Consider the following 21,815-nt stretch of genomic DNA (forward strand, 5'->3'; position numbering starts at 1 on the left):
AGTAATAAGAATTAGGCAGTCAGTGATAAATATTAAAAATAATTAGCAAAAATAGATAATAATAAGTAAGGATAACCAATGACTATAACGAATGAAGATAATCTAGAAACGCTAGACAATAAGCTGTCCGTGAAAAATGTATCAGGAAGCGATATGTCATCTACCAGTGATGAGTTAATAGGTTGGATTAATTCAAGACGCAGTATGGGCAATCTAGATACACCAGCACCGACGCGTGACCAGATTGAGTCTGCTATTGAGTGCGCAGCAACAGCACCAGATCACAAAAAATTGCGCCCATGGCGATTTATTGTGACGCAAGGTGACGCGCGACATGAGCTTGGCAATGCTCTGGTTGAAGCCGTCAAAGCAAAGGCATTACAAGATGGTGAAGAGGTGTCTGAGAAGACCATCAAAAAAACCCACACTATGCCACTTCGTGCACCAGTGATTATAACTGTGGTTACTCAAATGCAAGCGCATAAAAAAGTCCCACTATTTGAGCAAATGCTTAGTGCTGGCGCTGCGGTGCAAAACCTTATATTGGCGCTAAAAGCCCAAGGGTTTAGTACGGTGTGGCGTACTGGACTACTATGTAACGAGCCGGCAGTAAAAGCCTATTTTGGCGTAGGGCCAGATGATTATGTGACCGCTTTTGTTTATACTGGCACAAGCCCCAAAGATGAGTCTGCCCGCAAACCTATCGATATCGAACCGTTAGTACGCTTCGAGTCATGATTTGACCCTATAGGATTTCTTGGTAATAGTATTGCCAAAATAGACAGTCAACCTGTGTATCTAAGATATCAGGGGTAAGATAGATTCTATTGATAATAAGTCAGTCAACACGGATAAAAGAACATGACAAGCCCTAACAATAGCAACAAAGACAATAGCAGCGCTAGTGATGAGACGAGCAACAATACGTCTGACAAACAAAACGGTATGCTGGCAGGTATCTTAGAGCGTGCAAGTAAGTCAGGCATCGGTCGTAAGAAATCAATACCGAGTCCAGTGGCGTCTGCAGTTGCAAAGGATATGGCAGATATTCATAGTAATCCTACCAAGCTGCGTTTGGCATTTTTGGGTGGTGGTAGCTTTGGTACGGCAATGGCAAATTTGGCCGCACGTAATGGCTGTGATACCACGCTATGGGTACGTAATAAACGTACTGTCAAAGCGATGGCAAAAACCCAGACCAACAAAAAATATCTACCGGGTTACAAGCTTGATGATCGTCTAAAATACAGCCATGATTTGGCGGCAAGTGTCAAAGACAAAGATATCATCTTTATTGCTGTGCCGGGCTTGGCCTTTCGCGAGACCCTCAAGAGTATCGCGCCATTTATCAGTGGACAGTCTATTGTCTCATTGACAAAAGGCATGGAGAAAGACACTTTTGCGATGATGAGCGATATCATCAAAGAAGTGCTGCCTGAGGTGAACTTTGGTGTTATGTCAGGGCCAAATCTGGCTATCGAAATTATGAAAAACATGCCATCTGCTACAGTCATAGCAAGTGAGTCTGAACCATTACGCCATGCCGTACAAGCTGCGCTGCATAGTGCGTTTTTTAGAGTGTTTGCTAGTGATGATATACGCGGCGTTGAGCTTGGCGGCGCACTCAAAAATATCTACGCCATTGCTATGGGTATGGCAGCTGCCTATGAAGTGGGTGAGAATACCAAGGCAATGATACTGACCCGTGCGCTGGCGGAAATGAGTCGTTTCGGTGTCGAAGAAGGGGCAAATCCGCTCACCTTCTTAGGTCTGTCGGGAGTTGGGGATTTATATGCTACTTGTAGCTCAGAATTGAGCCGCAACTACCGTATCGGCAATATGCTCGGTCGCGGCATGAGTATTGATGCCGCTGTCAAAAAGCTCGGTCAAACTGCTGAAGGGGTCAATACGATTCAGCAGGTTCACGAAAAAGCCACTAAAGCGGGCATTTATATGCCCATTACCCATGCACTCTATGCCGTGATTTATGAAGATAAGGCAGCACTAGGTGTGGCACTACATTTGATGGAAGCAGGATTCCGTAGTGATGTTGAGTTTGTGATGGCTCATGATCATAGCAATGCCGCGCTGACTGCTCATATGAAAAACAGTGCCACAGACAATGCCAACGATAGCGATGCTGATAGCAAGTAAGGCTTGTTATTTAGGCAAAATACACTGCCGCCACATGCACCAAGGAAGGTTATGAAAATTATATTAGTACGTCATGGTCAAGCAGAAGATGAGACGCGTCCAGATAGTGCGCGCCAGTTGACTGATTTTGGTCAGCAGCAAGCAGCGCAAACGGCGGAGTATGTGACCACTCATTATAGCCCAGATCGTTTCATAGTCAGTCCTTATGAACGCGCGCAACAGACACTGTCTACATTTCAGTTGCGCGCGCCAAAAACACCATCATCTATCCAACCCAACATTACGCCTTCTGATAATGCTCGTCAGGCGCTAATAGATATCGCTAATATTGACGCGGAGTGTTTGGTAGTGGTTTGCCATATGTCGATTGTTGCTTATATAGCGGGACTGCTTACCGGTGAGTCTCCTGATTCATTCTCTTTGGCAGAAGCTAGAGTGTTTGAGATGGAGTTTGTGATGACAGGTATGGCAACAGAAGTGGATCGGTTTGTGCCTGATCAGCCATACTAAAAAATTTGAACATTTAGCAGATGCCTTTGGGGTTCTGCCTCATGAACGTATGGTTATAATTGCATCAATAATTGAGGACACGTTTAGTGTTACACGTTTGGTTACGAGCGCAGCATAGTCCGTTAGCTGTCTGGCATGAAGAGGTACAGCAGTGGCAAATGGTTGACAGCTGGCAGCAGCTGCAAACTGTCTATAGCCATTATAAATCCAATAGCCAAAAGTCACTTTGCCTATATTTTCCCTCAAGCTATGCACTGCAGGTAGATACCGAGCTTAGTGCTACTCAGCTCAAGCAGCTGGGCAACAGCGGTAAGCAGTATCTGTTTGAAGAGACCTCGCTCACACCTGTTGAGCAATTGGCTATTCGCCAGTTAGGTCATGCTGATACTACGCAGCTGTATGCACTGGCGCAAAGCGATATTGAGTCCTGGCAGCAAAGTGCTCAGCTTATTGACATGAATATCGTTGCCTTACTTCCTGATTTTTTATTGTTGCCGTCGCCAGAGGAGGGAGCAGGTCAGCAAGTGACACTGTACCAAGATGAGCAGACGATGTTATTGCGTCAGTCAGTGCGCCAAGGGATGGCTGTCAGCTATTTACCGCTGATATTGGAGCGTTTGCCGCACTTAAGTGAAGTGATGATGCTATCGTCTATTGAGGCTTCGAGTCTCGTAGACAACCAGTCGATAGATGATAGTCTAAACGCGGCTATAGAGTCTAACGAGACTGCTGTTACGGGTACACAAGATATTCAGACGATGTCAGCGACAACCAGCGCCATCGCACAAACAACAGCGCTTATCGCTGATGCTCAACTGCTATTGACGACGCTACCGAGTATACCTAAACCCATTGACGGTCCTGAACGTCATGCTCTTAACTTTTTTATTAAATCAACTGACTCGCAGCTATCACCTTATCTGCGAGTGGCAATGATGGTTGCGCTAGTGGCCTTGGTGCTACAGATGGCAACCGATGGCGTACAGTGGTACAAGTACAACGAGGCCACTGCTGCAACCAAGACCGAAATCGCGGCGCAGTATCAATCTTGGTTCGCTGATGAGCCACTCAGTACACGTACCAAACTCCAAGTACAACTGCAACCCAAGCTGATGAGCGATAGCCAAGCACCTGAGTCGCATATAGCCGCACTATCAAAGATATCACCTTTGATCAAACAGTCCTCGCTAAGTGCGCAATCATTAGTCATGCAACCATCAGCACTCAGTTTTACGCTCATTGCACCTGATCGCGGCAGTCTAGATCAGTTTACGAACACACTGGTTGCACAGGGATTGAGTGCTAAGCTTGCACAAGTGAATAGTAATGAGCAAGGTCAGTTCAGTGGTCAGATCACTGTAAATATAGTGGAAGGGAGTGGTGCAACAGACAATGTGGCAGCGTCATAACTCATCTAGGTATCGGTAATAAAGGTTAAAATATGAAACGATTACAGCGCCGTACCAAACGTAGTGCAGCTGCCTCTGCATCCAATACTACAACGCATGCACTCTCAGCTCAGATTGGCAGTTATCAAAACATGCTGGCAACGCGCTGGCAAGCTCTACCACCACGTGACCAGCTGGCATTAGCTGTATTGTCCGTGTTTCTGCTGTTATTTATCGGTGGCTATGGCGGTTATAGTATTCATCAAGCCGCAAAATCCAGCAAAAGTAACTATCAAGAGCAAGTATCTGATTATTTTTGGTTGCGTGCGCAAGCAGGTAATATTGATAATAATGCATTGAATATTAATAATACTACTAACGGCGTGGCTGACATGCCGCCTGCCAATCGCATCAGTGCGCTACTCAATAATTCAGGTATTACGGACGCTCAAGTCGTTGCTGCTGGCGATTCGGTGCAGTTGAGGTTTGTGCATCCTAGTCAAGCTGTTGTCAGTACTGCACTTGGTAAGCTTGAGCAGCAAGGTTGGCAGTTCATGCAGTTATCTATGCAGCAAAACCTAACGGACAAATCCATTGAAGTGCAAGCCACTATCACTTCATAGTGTGGTGTGCTAAACGTGATATATCAGTTAAGATGAGCGATGGCCAGTGCTTAAGACGGCGTGCTGGGTCCAACATCTTAGATTAGGTGCCATTTTAGCTTGAGTATTATTTTAGCTTGAATGTCATTGAAACGCCATTTACTGGCACCATTAACTATTTATTAGCCACTGCTAACCACAAATAGGTACCACAAAAAATATCTAGATAGCTAACTCAGTAAGGAAAATTGCCTACGATGAGTGACAGTATGAGCAAAGACAAGCACCGTTCTTTGGTGACTTACAACCACATTACTTATTTCTTATATGTGATCAGTTACTTTACTGCTGGTTTATTATGGATTGTGCCGATTGTGATGAACTATGCCAAGCGCCATGATGCGAATGGGTCATGGTTAGCCACGCATTTTGATTGGCAAATCAAAACCTTCTGGTACAGTATTGTCTGGTTTGTCATTGGTGTTATCATCATCACCTTTGCACTGGGCGGCTTTGGTGTCAGTGTGTTGGCTGATAGTGGCAATATCGCTATTGGTTCCATATTATTGGCTGGATTTGGCCTATTGATTATGACCTTTACCTTTATCTGGCATCTATATCGTATCGTTCGTGGTTGGATTGCTCTGACTGATGGTCGCCCAGTACCTTAGTGCTTTAATATGCCACAAGATGTATGGTTTGAGTGTTTTTTGATGTTGATCCACTGAACAGGCAGTGACTTATTATCGTCATTTACTGAATGCTTAGGAGTGCTAAGAGTTACTTTGGGGTGGAAATTTACCGTATGAAACTTTGCCCTTGTTTCTGTTAAGCTGATATAATCGCTGCGCTTGATTTTATTCATATTCTTTATTCACTATTGCTTTTGAGCAGGGTCTGTCGTCATTATGTCTTATGCCTTACTTCGTCCTTTTTTGTTTAATATGGATCCTGAACACGCCCATGAGATGACTTTGTCTTTATTGGACAAGGCACATAAGGCGCGCGTCTTAGGCTTGGCATATGGTCAGTCGATGCAGCCCACAGACTGTATGGGATTGCAATTCTCTAATCCAGTTGGTCTTGCCGCAGGTCTGGACAAAAATGGTGACTATATTGATGCCTTAGCTGAGCTTGGATTTGGCTTTATAGAAGTAGGTACCGTCACACCAAGACCACAAGTGGGTAACGATAAACCTAGGCTGTTTCGAATCAAACAAGCAGACGCTATTATCAACCGTATGGGTTTTAATAATGAAGGCGTTGATTATCTGATTGATAACGTCAAACGCTGCAAGTACAAGGGTAATATCGGTATCAATATTGGCAAGAATGCTGATACGCCAGTAGAGCAAGCAGCAGATGATTATGTCTATTGTCTAGAGCGTGTTTATCCTCATGCGTCATATATTACGGTCAATATCTCATCGCCAAATACCAAGAACTTACGTGATTTGCAAAGTGGAGAAGCGTTGACCCAGCTGATGGATACGATTAAGAACCGTCACAGTCAGTTAGCCACTGAATATGGTTTTTATGTGCCATTAGTATTGAAGGTTGCCCCTGATCTAGAGCCTCTACAAGTCGACTATATCTCACAGCAGTTGTTAGATTTTGAAATCGATGGTCTGATCGCGACCAATACAACATTGAGTCGTGTGGGTGTCGAAGACTTGCGTGATGGCGATCAAATGGGCGGTCTTTCAGGTCGACCAGTCAGCCATATTAGCACTCAGATTTTGCAGCAGTTCTCCGATCAGCTGGATGGTAAAGTGGCTTTGATCGGTGTCGGTGGTATCGATAGTGGTGCCAAGGCCGTCAAAAAAATCGAAGCGGGTGCAGACATGGTGCAGCTCTATACAGGACTGATCTATAGAGGTCCTGGACTGGTACAGTCGTGTATTCAAGCAATCGGTGGGTATTATGATGCCATGGAAGGCTAATCACATGAAGCAGATAGTGAGGCGCAAAGTATGAGCGGTCTAGATATTGTGATTGCTATCGTTGTATTGATTGGCTTGTGGCGTGGCTTTCAAGTCGGACTGATCAAAACAGCAGTAGGCTTGGTAGGTTGGTTCATTGCGCTTATTGCTGCAACTCGCCTAGCAGGCGTAGTATCGCCTCAACTGTCTGGTATCGTACAAAGCCCTGTGTTACAAATGGCGTTGGCTTTTTTGTTGGTAGTGATTGCAATATTGGCTATCATGCACTTGGTGGCTTTTGTGTTCTCAGGTGTACTCAAAACCCTACGCTTAGGTGTGGTCGATAAAATGGCTGGCGGGGTACTTGGTGCTGCCAAAAATGTCTTGATGGTATTGGTCATTTTGAGTGTTAGTGCACCGTTATTGGTGCAGATGCCGCAATGGCAGACCTCAGTACTTGCCCCTGAGCTCATGCCTTATGCACCCATGGGCAAAGCCTTGGTTTCAGATGTGTTAGGCATGGCTTGGGATCAAGTCAATCAATCGTAATTTTCTAAAGTTTTCATTCTTTTTATACTTCTAAATGTTTGTGCGTGTCGCGGATCATCAAAAACAAGTTATCAGAAACTATCGTTAAGTGTCTTACAAAATCATCAGGTTAGCGGCGAACGACAGTGAGTGATTTTAGCAACATGCTGTCGTTGCATTTGCCGTTATTGTCGTACTAATGTGTGGGTCAAAATAGGATATAGCTATTATGTGTGGAGTCATTGGAGTTGCAGCTCATGAGCCAGTCAATCAGATACTTTATGACGGCTTGACGATGCTACAGCATCGCGGGCAAGATGCAGCAGGTATTGTCACTTTGCAGGATGGGCGACTCTATCTACGTAAAGAAAATGGCATGGTACGTGACGTATTTATGAATCGTCATATGATGAAACTGGTTGGTAAATTTGGTATTGGTCACGTTCGTTACCCAACGGCTGGTACCTCTAGCAGCGCTGAAGCCCAACCTTTCTATGTCAACTCACCTTATGGCATTACGCTTGCACATAATGGCAACTTGACCAATGCTGAGAGTTTGGCCAAATCGCTATATATCGAAGATCGTCGTCATCTAAATACTGACTCAGACTCTGAAGTACTGCTAAATGTACTGGCGCACGAGATGCAAAATCTTGGCAAGACTCATCCAACGGCTGATGATATTTTTGAAGCAGTAAAAGCGGTTTATAAACGTTGTGAGGGTGCTTATGGCGTTGTGGCTTTGATTACTGGTCATGGTCTGCTGGCATTCCGTGATCCAAACGGTATCCGTCCGCTTATCTTTGGTAAACGCATGGCACAGAACGGCGGTACCGAGTATATGGTCGCCTCAGAATCAGTAGCGCTAACAGGGTCAGGATTCACTATCGTTCGTGATGTAAAACCAGGCGAAGCGATTTTTATCGACTTGAACCATAAATTGCATACGCATCAGTGCGTAGAGCAAAAAGAATACACGCCTTGTATCTTTGAGTATGTGTACTTTGCTCGCCCAGATTCGATTATGGACAACATCTCAGTCTACAAATCACGCTTACGCATGGGTGAAAAACTGGCAGATAAGATCCTTGCTGAATGGGGCGACGGACATGACATCGATGTGGTTATCCCGATTCCAGATACGTCACGTACGTCAGCAATGGAATTGGCACTCAAAATGAACGTCAAGTATCGTGAAGGGTTTATGAAAAACCGCTATATCGGTCGTACGTTTATTATGCCAGGTCAGCAGCAACGCAAAAAATCAGTGCGTCAAAAGCTTAGCGCTGTCCCATTAGAGTTCAAAGGTAAAAATGTACTATTGGTTGATGACTCTATCGTTCGTGGTACGACCTGTCATGAAATCATCCAAATGGCACGAGATGCCGGTGCTAACAAGGTGTTTTTTGCGAGTGCTGCGCCACCGGTAAAATTCCCAAATGTCTACGGTATCGATATGCCAGTGCGTAGTGAGCTGATAGCTTCAGGTAATAGTGTCGAAGAGGTACGTGATATCATCGGTGCTGATCGTTTAATTTTCCAAGATTTGGATGATTTGATCGATGCGGTAAAAGACACCAAGCATAGCCGTGTTGAAGGTTTTGATTGTGCGGTATTCAATGGTTGCTATATCACAGGTCAGATCAATGAAGCGTATCTTGATCACCTGCAAGAACAGCGTAATGACACCGCTAAAACGGGGAAAAAGGGTGTACAGATAGTGGCCGACACTCCAGTAGATATGATGGGTGTTGAAGAGCTTTAAGTCGTATACCGCTGAAGAATGATGTTGTAAAAAGAGCTGGGTTCTGAGTAGGATCCAGCTTTTTTGTATGTAAAGCACAATCAAAAATACTGAAAGTAGTACAAGCGTACGTCATACAGTCAGCCAAAAAATCGACTAAGTATCCAAAACAAACCATTGATTGCAGCAATACCAACGACCATACTCACCAAAAGTTGACGGCTAATATGGTAAACAAATAGTACCAAAATAAGCGCACCAACTTGAGCCATCAATAAATGAAGCTCAGAGTTATTGATCGTGATATCTGCTGGTAAATTCTGATAAGACAGACTGGTCAAAATAAGTAAGACCATGACAGACAGCGGCAAGCTCTCATTCAATCGATGTAGCCAAGGCGTGTCTAAAATTTTTCTAGGTATTAGCGCTGGCAATGCACGAGTGATAAAGGTAACAGCAGCCATGGCAAGTGTTGCAAAAATAAGATAACTACTGGTCATGAGGCGCTCCTATTTCTTGACGTTGTATCCAAAATCCACGTATCAAAATCATGATCATACAGATAGTAATGGCTACTAATAGCAACCAATCGCTCGTAAATAGCGAGGCGATAATTAGGCCAATCACTGCAATACCAATTGGAAAGTAACGCTTGATACTTTGAAACTGCTCGTAGGCTAAAATTGCAAATAGACAAACCAACGCAAAATCTAAATGCGGTACTAAATCACTGAGCGTACTACCAATGACCACGCCAATAGCACTCGCGAGCACCCACCAGCTTTGATTGAATAAGCTAATAGGCAGTATCAATGCCCGTCGTGACTCATGGGGTAGACTGGTCATCACCGAAAATGTCTCATCAGTTAGGGCGAACAAACAATACGTTTTGGCGAGTTTGTGTTGAGGTAAATACTGTAATAACGGCATACCGTAAAATACGTGACGTAAATTTATCGCTGCGATATTGGTTGCGATATTACCGATTGGTAAGCCTGCGCTTAGCATGGGTAGACAAGCGTATTGTGCGGCACCAGCATACAACACAATGCTGAGCATGATGGTTGCCCATATGGGAATACCGGCAACTTGTGCCAGCACACCAAAGGCAATACCTGCAGGCAGATACCCCATAGCAACGGGTAAGCTCTTTTTGAACCCCTCAGCCCAGTCGTAGTGACTGTTTTGTTGCTGGCTTAATTCATTTGAATGAGTACTCACATGACATCCTAAATTTGTCTTACTAATTTTTTATAAATTTATATGTTCTAAGGATAAACCACTCATTGCATAAGGTGGCTAACCAAGCAGGCATTTAGTCGATAACTACTATGCTTCAGGCTGTAGCCTCTCATAACTACCTGACTGATGAGCACGGTATAAAAACCCACTTAAAATGATCAATCTCAATAGCAACAAACACCACACGCTGAGCCAAATACCAGTCATATCCCATTGCTGGTAAAGTATCCAACTCAATGGAAAGAAAACAACAGCCAGTATGAGTGCCGCATTTCGAATGACATTACCCGCGGTTAAACCAAAAAATATACCATCCAACCAGTAGGCACCCACGCCGACAAGAGGCAATAGCACGGCATACCAATGGTACTCATAAGCGAGAGTAAATACTGGTTCAATATTGGTCATAAAGTCTAAGTATGTGGGCATTGCAAGCCACCAAATGGCACTCAACATGATAGCGAGAGCATAGCTAACCACACCTGTGCGTTTGACGATCAGACGAAAACGTGGCCAGTCACGTCGACCAGCGGCCTGTCCGCTCAAGGTTTCAGCAGAGACAGCAACGCCGTCAAGCGCAAAGGCTGAGATACTTAATACTTGTAACAAAATAGCATTGGCTGCCAGTATGACGTCGCCACTTTGGGCAGATAGGCGAGTGATCCAAGCAAAGCTTAGCGTCAAAATAAGTGTACGTACAAAAATATCTTTGTTTAAAGAAAATAGCCTAAGCATTTTTTCTTTGGTGAAATGTTGGCTGTCAGCTCTAAACAGTGCGCTCCAAGATGTCGTTAGGTGATGACGGCTTAACCACAATGCCAACAACACGCCTAGCCAAAACGCGATAGTCGTACCTAGAGCAACACCAGCCAAACCCATCTGCATTACAAACACAAAAAATAAGGTCAGCACGATATTGATTATGGCGATAAAACCTTGTTGGTAGAGCATATATCGTGTTTTACCTTGTCCTGCAAACCATCCAATAAATGCAAAGTTCATGAGTTCCGCTATCACGCCCCAAAAGCGTACATCTAGATAGGTTTTTGCCGCGCGACCGCTCTCCGGGTTGGCCGACAGTGCTTGTAAACCATAATCAATCAGCCATGGCTTTGCGAGTAGCAATATTGTGCCAATGATAAAGGCTAATAACAGCGCACGTTGTAAGATAGAAAGCAGAGGGGTGGCAGAGGTTGCTGCAATACGGTCAGTACTATTAGCCAACTGTCCTAATGCCTGTGCGGAAAGTCCCGATGAGGCGTATTGCAAAAAGTTAAAACTGACCAACAATAAGGACAACAGCTGTATTGCTAGACCCATGCCAGCCAGTTTGGCAGTGTCATTCATATTGCCTACGATTGCTGTATCGATAACACTTTGCAGTGGCATAGCAAGATTGGCCAACAGTACAGGCAGGGCAATCGCGATGATACGCTTATAGCTGGTATCAATAGGCGGCATGGCATTAGATGTTGAAGCGTTGGCTGACATTGGTAGCTCGTTTATACTGAGGTGATAAAGAGAGTAATATGTTATTTAATCTGTAGCAAAACAGCAGTGCTATACCTATGAGAAGTGAGACAAAACGGCTATAAAGACAAAAGCACCTAGACTCATCATTCATGAGTCAGGTGCTCTTATTTAGACGCTTTTAAAGATTGTGACTGTTATTATGACTATTTGAGTAGCGATAATATAAAGACCAATAATACGCTATGTTCGCGTCTTAGCTCAACCAATTTGCTAGACAGCTAATATGGCTTATTAGACGTTGTCCTGTTCAAACATCTTTGGATCATTAAAAGTAACAATCTCTTCTTCGAACTCTGGTTTTACTTTCACAATAAAGTCATCGCGCGATAGACCCATACGTAATGGAATCGAGCTTGCGATATAAGTCGACGAGTATGTACCGGCAAGCAAGCCGATAAATAGCGCCACTGAGAACCAGTATAGTCCATCGCCGCCCAAGAAGAGCATGGCTAGTACGACCAATAGAACAGTTGAGATGGTCATAATCGTGCGGCGTAAGGTTTCAGTCAAAGATAAATCGACAGTTTGACTGGGCGATATACCTCGAACACGGCGGAAGTTTTCGCGGATACGGTCATAGACAACAATCGTATCGTTCAATGAATAACCAATCAAAGCCAAGATAGCAGCCAATACTGTCAAATCGAACGGAAAGCCAAACAATGCAAACACACCAATAGTTACGACGGCATCATGAAAAAGAGACAGTACAGCGCCCAAAGACAGCTTGAACTGAAAGCGTAGGGCAACATAGCCCAGCATACAGGCCAGTGCTAGTGCTAGCGCCATAACTGAGTTTAAGTAAACCTCATTACCCACTTGGCTACCAATGATATTGACGTTGCTAATATCAGCAGTATTATCAGGTAATGCCAATGCTTGAGTGAGATCTGCACTTAGTCCATCGACGTTGTCGGACTGAGGCGGCAGACGTACCAGTAGCTCCTCGCGAGTGCCTAGATACTGTACGACAGCATCATCAAACCCACTGTCTGCCAGCGCCTGTACCACGGCTACTTGCTCGACAGGTTGCTCATAACGCACGTCTGCTGAGACACCACCAGTAAAATCAAGACCTAAATTCAAGCCATTGACAGCGATAGCAATGATACTAGCGATAACCATAAATAAAGATAATAGCGCCATTGGCTTTTCTATCTTCATAAAAGGAATAATACGCTGATTACCAACCGCTTTGATACCACCTTCAGCTACGGCTGCAGCATCATCAGCGGCGTCACCTGATACTAGATTGGGATCAGTCGCAGTAGATAATGCCTGACTGTCTTTGTTATCTTTGCCGCCGCTGCGACTGCTTTTGCCAGATTTTGTGGCAGTTGGATTATTGGTTTTAGTGTTGCTACCTTTACCATCACGACGCGGTTTTTTGCGGCGTCGCGTACCTGCATTAGTCGCCTCACCAGTCGAGCCATTTCGATCAGGGTTGTTCTGCTGTTCTAAAGGGTTGTTATTATCGATCGCCATAGTATTCTCCTAACCGATGCTCAGACTTTTGATGGATTTACGCTTACCGTAAGCAATTTGTACCAGTGCACGTGTCACCAAAATAGCGGTGAATAGTGAGCTGACAATACCAATAGCTAGCGTAATCGCAAAGCCTTTAATCGGACCTGTACCAATCGCAAATAGGATAAACGCGACCAATAAGGTTGTGATGTTGGCATCAAAAATACTACTAAATGCGCGGTCAAAACCTGCCACGATAGCGGACTTTGGCCGTACGCCATTTGCTATTTCTTCTCGTATCCGCTCAAAAATCAGTACGTTGGCATCAACGGCCATACCGATGGTCAAAACGATACCTGCGATACCAGGTAGAGTAAGAGACGATCCCAAAATTGACATGATAGCAATGATAATAATAACGTTCACGGCGAGTGCCACGTTGGCAATCACCCCAAACAGACGATAGAAGATAATCATAAACGCAAAGACTAGAAGATAGCCAACCTGCGTAGAGAACAAGCCTTTATCAATGTTTTCTTGACCCAATGATGGACCAATGGTGCGCTCTTCTACAAAATACATTGGAGCCGCAAGTGCGCCTGAACGTAGTAATAGAGCAAGCTCGGCTGCTTCAGCAGTGCTATCTAAACCTGTGATACGGAATGATGAACCTAGTACCGCTTGAATGTTAGCGCGGTTGATAACTTTAGTTTCAGCATAAGGCGTACGAACTTCGGTCGTCTCACCAGTCTCTGGATCTTCTTCGTAAGTGATTCTTTGCTTGTTTTCAATAAATAGTACAGCCATCTGTTGACCAACAGCGGTACGAGTGGCGTTCTGCATGAGCTTGCCGCCAGCACTGTCCAAAGTAATACTTACTTCAGGTAGGCCGCTTTCATCTACGCCAGTTTGAGCGTTGGTTACTTTGTCACCTGTGACGATCGCTTGGCGATCTAGTAATACTGGTGGACCATCTAATGTCTCAAACGGGAAGGCCTCTGTGCCTGCAGGAGGTATGCCGCCTGTATAGGTATCGGCGTCGTCTGCTACCATACGAAACTCAAGGTTTGCGGTACGTCCAAGGACACGTTTTGCTTCAGCGGTATCCTGTACACCTGGCAGCTCGACCACAATACGGCTAGCACCCTGAGACTGTACTAAGGCTTCAGTGACACCTAGCTCAGCAATACGGTTACGTAGAGTCGTTAAATTCTGATTGACCGCATAGCTATTGATCTCATCAAGCGTTGCATCATTATACGACAACACTAATGCAGGACCTTGATCATCAATAGAAGATTGCAGATTAAACGTATTGCTCATCGAGCCTTGCAAAATATTCTGTGCACGATTACGTGTATCAGTGTCAGCAAAATGCAACACAACACCGCGCTCTTCAGTTTTTATACCTTTGATTGCTACTCGCTCAGCACGTAGCTCGCGTCGCATATCACGACTGGCACTGGTCAAACGCTGCTCAAGTGCCTTGTCCATATCAACTTCTAGTACAAAACGAACACCACCGCGCAAATCAAGACCGAGCTTCATCGGTTTTGCACCGATATCGCGCAGCCACTGCGGGGTCGTCTGTGCTAGGTTGAGAGCGACTACATAGTCCTCACCCAAGTTTTGACGGAGTACTTCCTGCGCTTTTAGCTGGTCAACTGGGTTGTTGAGGCGTACCAGCGCACTGTTTCCCTCAAACGTACCATCATGATTGTCTAGTCCTGCCTCTTCGAGCAAGCTTTGAGACTCGGTCAAAATGCCTTCAGACAATTGCGTGCCAGCTGCAGCACTGGTGATCTGCACGGCAGGTTCGTCAGGGTAGAGGTTAGGGGCAGCGTATAGACCGGCCACGAGTAGCACGACGGCAATAATTAAGTATTTCCAAGCGGGATATTGCATAATCACTTCTTTAGGTTGATAAACGACTGGCGATGTGAGCCACAAGTTAGCAGATGGGAAGTTAGCGACAGCAATGATTGACTGTCTATTTGGCAGGCTTCATTGCGATCATCCGCGGTGATAGTAAAGCATAAAACAGTAAAGCAAATAATACAGCGGTATCTTTATCTAGTCACCAAAAATATCACCAAGCAAATAGATAAAACCAATGTGTTTCAAGAGCCAATATATATAGACAAAAACTCAGCCTATATGGCAACTATACTTTACTGCTTTAATAGCGAAAAATGACCGTAAATGATATACGGTCATTGTTTTGTCATGACACCCAGTGGTGAGATGACCATCAGATTATTACTGGTAAGAAACAGTAGTAACTATACGCCTTCGATCGTGCCAGTAGGCAATACTGAAATAACAGAAGCACGTTGTACTTTTACGTCAGTATTGTTGTTTAGGCTTACGACGGCATAATCACCCTCTATCGCTTTGATACGGCCCATCAAACCACCAGCAAAAATGATCTCATTACCAACACTCAAGGCGTTAACCATTGCACGATGCTCTTTGGTACGCTTAGACTGCGGGCGAATAACCAAGAAGTAAAAAATGGCAAAAAAGGCAACAGGCAGTAAAATCTGACCGAATAAACCTGCAGCACCTGCAGTCTCTGGGGCAGCATGGGCAGCTTGGATAAATAGGCTCATAATATCTCTCAGTAAGTCATAGATAACAATAAAATTAGACGCATAGTAACAAAAAATACCCGACTTGGTAACTGTTAATCATAGGCTGAGCATGTTTTTGTTAGCGTAGAGGCATACTAGCGGTACACAGGTGTCACAACAACGTTTTACTATTCCAAGTATAGGATACGCAAATACGAAGCCATAAATAGCATTACAAGGAGCCATAAACAGCAGTGACTCGCTCAGTAATATTGAGGCAATAATGAACAATAAAAGTGACCAAAAAATAAAAACTTAAAAATAGCGACTTATTGTGAAATGCTATTATCAATGCTACTATCAAATGGCAATGATTGCCTGTATTTAGTCTGCTGTCTATTGAAGCGAAATATAGCTTTGGAGCAGTGTTAAATCAGCTTTGAGCAGTAGTATCGGTTCATGCAGTGTAGTGAGGTACATGGTGAGTAAAAGTACTACAGAGTAGACTAAATAAGCCTAACACGTATCTGATTCATATATAATTAACGCTACAATGATCTATAGATATCTTATAGCACGCTATTAACTGACATCGATTGCTCTTTATGTCATATTCCCTCTTCTCTTTTTAGGTTACCTAACTTGTTCACCACTTTTATGTTTGTACCTCGTTTATGTCGTCCGCGCGCTCATCGTGAAGACGCATCTGCAGAACCTCCCCCGAGAATGAAGCATAGTTCTCAAATTGGTTATACATTTTTTTCTGCGTTAGCGTTATTGATGCTACCGCAGTCTGTATGGGCAGCTGGTGCTGTAGCCACAACAACCGCTGCTGCTGCACCAACTGCACTCAGTGTTTCTCTCTTGATATTTTTTGTCTTGCTCGCTATTGGCGTCTCTTTTGTCTGTTCGCTTGCAGAGTCTGTTCTGCTTAGCATGACGCCATCGTTTATTGCCGATGTGCAAGAGACAAGCCCCAAAAAAGCAGCGATGCTAAAGAGCCTTAAAGTTGACAATATCGACCAGTCTTTGGCCGCTATCTTGACCCTAAATACGGTCGCTCATACGCTTGGCTCTATTGGGGCTGGTGCGCAGGCGACGATCGTATTTGGTAGCGCTTGGTTCGGCTTATTCTCTGCCATTATGACGCTTGCCATTTTGTTTTTATCTGAAATTATTCCAAAAACACTGGGTACGGTCTACTGGCGTCAGCTGAGTGGCATGGTGGCATACTTTGTCCGCGGTATTATCATGATTTTGTACCCACTTATTTGGGTGTCAGAACGCTTGACTAAGCTACTAGTACGCGGTAAAGAGACGCAAACGTTTAGCCGTCGCGAGTTTGCCGCACTTGCTAGCATTGGTGAAGAGTCAGGTCAGATCGATCCATTAGAGTCACGTATTATTCGTAATCTACTGGCGTTTGGTGCTATAAAGGTTGAAGACATCATGACGCCGCGCTCAGTGATGCTTGCATTTGAAGAAAACAAAACAGTGGCTGAGTTATTGGTTGATCGCCCAAAACTGACTTTTTCTCGACTGCCTATTTATGATGGTGACTTAGATAATATTACGGGTTTTGTTTTAAAGACTGACATGTTATTGGCCAAAGTCAATCATGCTATGCACAAACCGTTGACCCAGTTCAAAAGAGACATTACTTTCGTATTCTCTAAAATGAAGCTATTCGATCTACTAGAGCTTATGCTAAAAAACCGTATTCATATTGCGATTACTGTCGGTGAATATGGCGAAGTAAAAGGCTTGGTCACGTTAGAAGATGTTTTTGAGACACTGCTAGGGCTTGAGATTGTTGATGAGATAGATCGCGTAGAAGATATGCAGGCCTTAGCTCGACAAATGATGGACAGACGTGTAGAACGTTTGGGTATGAAGCTCAGTGACGACGAGCAAGATGACGATAGCAATAGCGACGCCAAATTCTAGTATTGAGAGCTGATTTAGTATTAAGAGCCACTATAAGAGCCCTTGAGATCAAATGTTATGGCACCAAACGTCATAAAAATAACCGTTTTAATGACGTGCGGTGTCATAGCCGCAAATGTGAGACTTCTGCGTTTTGTTAGTCGCAATAATTACACAGGGTGTCACATGGCTGTGAGAATTCGATGATAGGCTCGGCATATTATATAAGTATAATCATACAGATATATCTATAAAAACGTACTGCCAAAATAAATGATAAAGAGCGTTGATCGTCACTATATGACGCTAACGAAAAATATCGCTAAGGATTATCATGAAAAAACTATTGGGTAATGGGCTATTAGCTCTCTTGGTAAAAGGCGCCAGCATCACTGCGATAGTAGCAGTAGCCAGCACCATTAGCATCAGTGCACAAGCTGCCACGATGACAGAAGCTTTGGTGCAAAATTATGCAGCAGCAATGAAGTCCTCTGCAAATAACCAAAGCATCAATCAAGTGGCGCGTCTTGTATCTGATGATGCGCTGATTTCTTTATCTAGAAAGGGTAAGTCGACTAGCCTAGATAAAGACGCCTACTTGAGACTATTGCAGAATAGCTGGAACGATACGTCGAATTATCGCTATGACATATCAGTAGATAATGTGGTCATCACAGGTGATCAGGCCAAAGCCAATGTCACAACAAACGAAAGCTGGATTAAAAACGGTCAGCCAGTATCATTTGTTACCACCTCTCGCGTAACGCTGACAGTATCTACTGGTAATGCCATACTACTGCGCGCAGTATCGCAAGTAGCTATTAATTAAGTCTGACTCAGAACAAACGTAATTAGCTGCTGCCTATTATCTGTTAACAAAAAGAGTAGGTAGCCAAGCATGTCCGTCAGACAAAGCAAAAAACGGTTATTTTTTGAAAAAGTAATCAGTCTGATTGTCGATGCCAAAACTTATGACTAAGGATTTTGACGTTAAAGGTCTGACATCGAAAGCCTTTGAAAGGTACCAGCTTTAAACGATTCTCTAAACGATCATTACTATCTTTTATATTAGGCTGGTTTTTGCTTTACGTTGCATACTATACTATCTATCAACTTTATCTTATCACTTTCTGTCGTTAGGAAACCTCCAATACCATGTCTACTGTGCTATCAAAATCTCGCTCGTTTGTCGCGTTACCCTTGACGCTTGCAGTATCAACGTTACTCATCAGTGCGTGTAGCAACACCTCAGCAGTAAAAAACACAGGTGCGACTAATAGCTCATCTGTTGTTACTAAACGTCCTGCTACTCAAGTGGCGACGAATAGTACAGACTATTCTACTGCATTTTTGGATGCAGAGAGTTTAGATGAGTTGGCAGATTTGTTAGAAGCAACTGACATGACAATGGTGGAGGGCAACCAGCTTGCCATTCAACAGTATGGTGATTTGTGGAATCGCCTGCGTGCCGGTTACCGTATGAATGGTGGTAAGCCGATTTATAATCAGCGTATCGAAGGACAAAAAAGCTGGTTTACTAGCAGACAAGACTACCTAAACCGTTTAACAGCGCGTGCCAGCCGTTATATTTATCATACGGTACGAGAAGCTGAGCGACGTAATATCCCGACAGAGCTGGCTTTGCTACCCGTTATTGAGAGCTCGTATGATCCAAGCGGCACCAGTAGTGCAGCCGCTGCAGGGCTATGGCAGTTTATTCCAAGTACGGGCCGTATTTATGGTTTGAACCAAAGCAGTACCTATGATGGTCGCCGTGACGTGATTGAGTCGACCCGTGCCGCTTATGATTTCTTGACCGCACTGCACAACCAGTTTGGTAGTTGGGAGCTTGCGTTAGCAGCTTATAATGCAGGCCCTGGTCGTGTACAAAAAGCCATTGATGCGAACGCTGCACGCGGCTTGCCAACAGATTACTGGTCACTGCAGCTGCCTACAGAGACCATGAACTACGTGCCACGCTTTTTGGCAGTTGCCGAGATCGTTGCCAAACCTGAACAGTATGGCGTATACCTACCGGCTATTGCCAACCGTCAGCATTTCCGTAGTGTGCCAGTCAACTATGGTGTGAGCTTGTCTGAAGTGTCACAGCTCACAGGTGTGACTTATGATGAGCTCGAACGACTCAATACGGCATTGACCTCAGGTCGTGTTGATTCTTCAGGTCCGCAGCGTGTCATTATTCCTAACGATGTTAGCCTAAATGCTGATGCTAAACTGAGCCTATTGCGCGGCAATGGTACAGGTAACGTATTGGCATCTGGTAATACAAGCACACCGGCGTCAACGACACCAAGCTATAATAACAAGCCATATACCTCATCATCACTACCATCTAGCAGCAGCGCTTTGGCTGATTATGCTGCTAGCGCTAGCGTCCCTCAGCAAACGACAAGCTATATCTCACCATCGGCTCAAACGACGAGCAGCTCTGTTTATAGCGGTAGTGCCTCAGTTCGTACTGAGCCACCATTGACCAACGCTGAGACCAAAAAAATCAATGCTGAGCTTAAGAGTAGCAACAGTCTACCGACCACTTCAGCTCAAATCACTCAGAACAATACGATTGTCCAAGAGCCACCACTGAGTAAAGAAGAGCGTGATTTCATTGCCAATCAAATTCGTAGAAGCACCTCTGAAACTAACGTAATTAATGCTGATGGTAATATTAACCTATCAGCCGTTCAAACGCAGCAGTCTATCCTAGAAGCAAGTGGTGCAGAGAAAAAACTTAGCTTTGCAAAGTCATCGGCCAGCAAGCCAAAACCGCAAGGCACGCGCAGTACTTATACAGTCAAGCGTGGCGACACCCTATCGAATATTGCAAGCCGTGCTGGGGTAAACTGGCGTGATATCGCAGAGTGGAACCAGATAGACGCCAGTGCCAACTTATTGTCTGGTAGTACGTTATATCTATACAATGCTAAGTCTATCGAGCCATTGGCTGCTGCCAATAATACTGCAGCCAGTCAGCCTGATAGCTATATTGTACAAGGCGGAGATACGCTCATCGGTACGGCAAATCGCTTTGGTTTGTCAGTTACTCAGCTTGCCAGCTACAACAATCTTAGTAGTCGTGCAGATCTGCTTAGAGGACAAAAGTTGTGGTTGATACCGGGCAAAGTGACTGCACCGGCGACAACACCTGCGGCACCTTCTACTCGGTCGAACAAGTCAAGCGCCGCAACCAAGAGTTATAAAGTAAAATCAGGAGACGGTCTGATTGCTCTAGCGCGTCAGTTCAATGTATCAACAGACACATTAGCCAGCCTAAATGGTATCAATACCAACAGCTCACTATATGTTGGTCAGACATTAAAAGTACCAGCTAGTGTTAATTTTGATACAGCAAGTACGTCAAGCTCTAGTAGTGCCAATAGCGCAAGCTCAGTAGCGACCACCAGTTACAAGGTACAATCAGGTGACACCTTGATTGGCATTGCCAATAGTGTGGGTGTTAGTGCCGCAGAGATTGCTGCTGTTAACAGCAACTTTGATGCAAGAGCACGTCTCCAACGTGGTCAAACGATAAAAGTACCTGTTTCTAAAGAATTGGTTGATCGTCAGCTCAATGATAAAGCGGTTAGCTATAAAGTAAAATCAGGTGATACGCTAACTGGTGTGGCGAGACGCTATAACATCGGCTTGAGCGATTTGGCATCAGCGAATAACTTAACAACCACTTCTAATTTGATACTGGGTCGTACGATTACGATTCCTGCTGGTGGCAGTGTTGCAAGTGCCTCTAGCAGTAGTCAAAGCAGTAGTTCTACTAGTAGTAACAGCAGCAGCTCTGCGAGTAGCGGAACAAAACTGAGTAACACTGAAAACTACAAAGTCCAATCAGGTGATGGTTTAATTGCTTTGGCACGTCAATTTGGAGTTTCTGTTGAGGATTTAGCAGCGACGAATAATCTGGCAACTAACGCACAGTTACAGCGTGGTCAAACCCTTAAAGTACCAAAAGTAACTGTAAGCTATACCGTTGGTTCAGGCGATAGCTTGATCGGTCTAGCACGTAAGTATGGTGTATCAACGCAAGAACTGGCTGATATGAATAACATCGCTGCTGACACTATGTTGCAGCGTGGTCAGCGTCTGACAGTACCCAACCGTTAATGAGACCTTAGATACGGTATCTAGATATCGTTTTGATTGACCGTATAACAAAAAAGCTGCTCTTAATAAGAGCAGCTTTTTTTTGGATA

18 protein-coding genes are annotated in these 21,815 nt (G+C 44.4%); 12 read left to right on the plus strand and 6 right to left on the minus strand.

Annotated elements, in window-relative coordinates; genetic code table 11:
* The first annotated feature begins 153 nt into the window (after nucleotides 1–153).
* The 9 genes from AC5JPT_RS01255 to purF all read left to right on the plus strand — a co-directional run bounded on the left by AC5JPT_RS01255 (nucleotide 154) and on the right by purF (nucleotide 8,869).
* Nucleotides 154–738, plus strand: a complete 585-nt coding sequence (locus tag AC5JPT_RS01255; protein WP_493858405.1) for a nitroreductase family protein — start codon at nucleotides 154–156, stop codon at nucleotides 736–738.
* A gap of 123 nt (nucleotides 739–861) precedes the next feature.
* The gene (locus AC5JPT_RS01260; RefSeq protein WP_493856782.1) at nucleotides 862–2,154 is read left to right on the plus strand and encodes an NAD(P)H-dependent glycerol-3-phosphate dehydrogenase; all 1,293 of its coding nucleotides are present in this window, start codon (nucleotides 862–864) and stop codon (nucleotides 2,152–2,154) included.
* Between the two features lie 51 nt (nucleotides 2,155–2,205).
* Complete coding sequence (locus AC5JPT_RS01265) at nucleotides 2,206–2,664, plus strand: SixA phosphatase family protein (protein ID WP_493856783.1); 459 nt, start codon at nucleotides 2,206–2,208, stop codon at nucleotides 2,662–2,664.
* 86 nt (nucleotides 2,665–2,750) lie between these two features.
* Nucleotides 2,751–4,073, plus strand: a complete 1,323-nt coding sequence (gene gspL / locus AC5JPT_RS01270; RefSeq protein WP_493856784.1) for a type II secretion system protein GspL — start codon at nucleotides 2,751–2,753, stop codon at nucleotides 4,071–4,073.
* A gap of 32 nt (nucleotides 4,074–4,105) precedes the next feature.
* Complete coding sequence (locus AC5JPT_RS01275; protein WP_493856785.1) at nucleotides 4,106–4,675, plus strand: type II secretion system protein M; 570 nt, start codon at nucleotides 4,106–4,108, stop codon at nucleotides 4,673–4,675.
* Between the two features lie 236 nt (nucleotides 4,676–4,911).
* The gene (locus tag AC5JPT_RS01280; protein WP_443524192.1) at nucleotides 4,912–5,325 is read left to right on the plus strand and encodes a DUF4870 family protein; all 414 of its coding nucleotides are present in this window, start codon (nucleotides 4,912–4,914) and stop codon (nucleotides 5,323–5,325) included.
* A 237-nt stretch (nucleotides 5,326–5,562) separates the two neighbouring features.
* Nucleotides 5,563–6,597 carry a quinone-dependent dihydroorotate dehydrogenase gene (locus AC5JPT_RS01285; protein WP_319050279.1) on the plus strand — a complete coding sequence of 345 codons (1,035 nt, stop codon included), beginning with the start codon at nucleotides 5,563–5,565 and terminating at the stop codon, nucleotides 6,595–6,597.
* A 30-nt stretch (nucleotides 6,598–6,627) separates the two neighbouring features.
* Complete coding sequence (locus AC5JPT_RS01290; RefSeq protein WP_319050280.1) at nucleotides 6,628–7,125, plus strand: CvpA family protein; 498 nt, start codon at nucleotides 6,628–6,630, stop codon at nucleotides 7,123–7,125.
* 208 nt (nucleotides 7,126–7,333) lie between these two features.
* Nucleotides 7,334–8,869 carry an amidophosphoribosyltransferase gene (gene purF / locus AC5JPT_RS01295; RefSeq protein WP_319050281.1) on the plus strand — a complete coding sequence of 512 codons (1,536 nt, stop codon included), beginning with the start codon at nucleotides 7,334–7,336 and terminating at the stop codon, nucleotides 8,867–8,869.
* Between the two features lie 119 nt (nucleotides 8,870–8,988).
* Here purF and AC5JPT_RS01300 read toward each other — a convergent pair whose 3' ends face one another.
* The 6 genes from AC5JPT_RS01300 to yajC all read right to left on the minus strand — a co-directional run bounded on the left by AC5JPT_RS01300 (nucleotide 8,989) and on the right by yajC (nucleotide 15,702).
* Entirely contained in the window at nucleotides 8,989–9,348 is a 360-nt protein-coding gene (locus AC5JPT_RS01300; protein WP_493856786.1) for an AzlD domain-containing protein, read from the minus strand.
* Nucleotides 9,338–10,069 (minus strand): AzlC family ABC transporter permease, encoded by a 732-nt coding sequence (locus AC5JPT_RS01305; protein WP_493856787.1) that lies wholly within the window; start codon nucleotides 10,067–10,069, stop codon nucleotides 9,338–9,340. The genes AC5JPT_RS01300 and AC5JPT_RS01305 overlap by 11 nt, the downstream gene beginning before the upstream one ends.
* Before the next feature lie 108 nt (nucleotides 10,070–10,177).
* On the minus strand, nucleotides 10,178–11,581 hold the full coding sequence (locus AC5JPT_RS01310; RefSeq protein WP_493856788.1) for an MATE family efflux transporter: 1,404 nt from the start codon (nucleotides 11,579–11,581) through the stop codon (nucleotides 10,178–10,180).
* Nucleotides 11,582–11,854: 273 nt separating this feature from the next.
* Entirely contained in the window at nucleotides 11,855–13,108 is a 1,254-nt protein-coding gene (secF, locus tag AC5JPT_RS01315; protein ID WP_493856789.1) for a protein translocase subunit SecF, read from the minus strand.
* Nucleotides 13,109–13,117: 9 nt separating this feature from the next.
* Nucleotides 13,118–14,995, minus strand: a complete 1,878-nt coding sequence (gene secD / locus AC5JPT_RS01320; RefSeq protein ID WP_493853256.1) for a protein translocase subunit SecD — start codon at nucleotides 14,993–14,995, stop codon at nucleotides 13,118–13,120.
* A 377-nt stretch (nucleotides 14,996–15,372) separates the two neighbouring features.
* Complete coding sequence (yajC, locus tag AC5JPT_RS01325) at nucleotides 15,373–15,702, minus strand: preprotein translocase subunit YajC (RefSeq protein WP_319050287.1); 330 nt, start codon at nucleotides 15,700–15,702, stop codon at nucleotides 15,373–15,375.
* A gap of 687 nt (nucleotides 15,703–16,389) precedes the next feature.
* On the opposite strand from yajC, the gene AC5JPT_RS01330 reads away from it, so the two are divergent.
* The 3 genes from AC5JPT_RS01330 (at nucleotide 16,390) to AC5JPT_RS01340 (ending at nucleotide 21,726) form a co-directional block, all read left to right on the plus strand.
* Nucleotides 16,390–17,610, plus strand: a complete 1,221-nt coding sequence (locus AC5JPT_RS01330) for a CNNM domain-containing protein (RefSeq protein WP_493851677.1) — start codon at nucleotides 16,390–16,392, stop codon at nucleotides 17,608–17,610.
* A 313-nt stretch (nucleotides 17,611–17,923) separates the two neighbouring features.
* Nucleotides 17,924–18,418, plus strand: coding sequence for a hypothetical protein (locus AC5JPT_RS01335; protein WP_319050289.1), 495 nt, complete (start codon nucleotides 17,924–17,926; stop codon nucleotides 18,416–18,418).
* A 326-nt stretch (nucleotides 18,419–18,744) separates the two neighbouring features.
* The gene (locus AC5JPT_RS01340; RefSeq protein ID WP_493856790.1) at nucleotides 18,745–21,726 is read left to right on the plus strand and encodes a LysM peptidoglycan-binding domain-containing protein; all 2,982 of its coding nucleotides are present in this window, start codon (nucleotides 18,745–18,747) and stop codon (nucleotides 21,724–21,726) included.
* The last annotated feature ends 89 nt before the right edge of the window (nucleotides 21,727–21,815 follow it).

The organism is Psychrobacter sp. H26 (assembly GCF_059073035.1).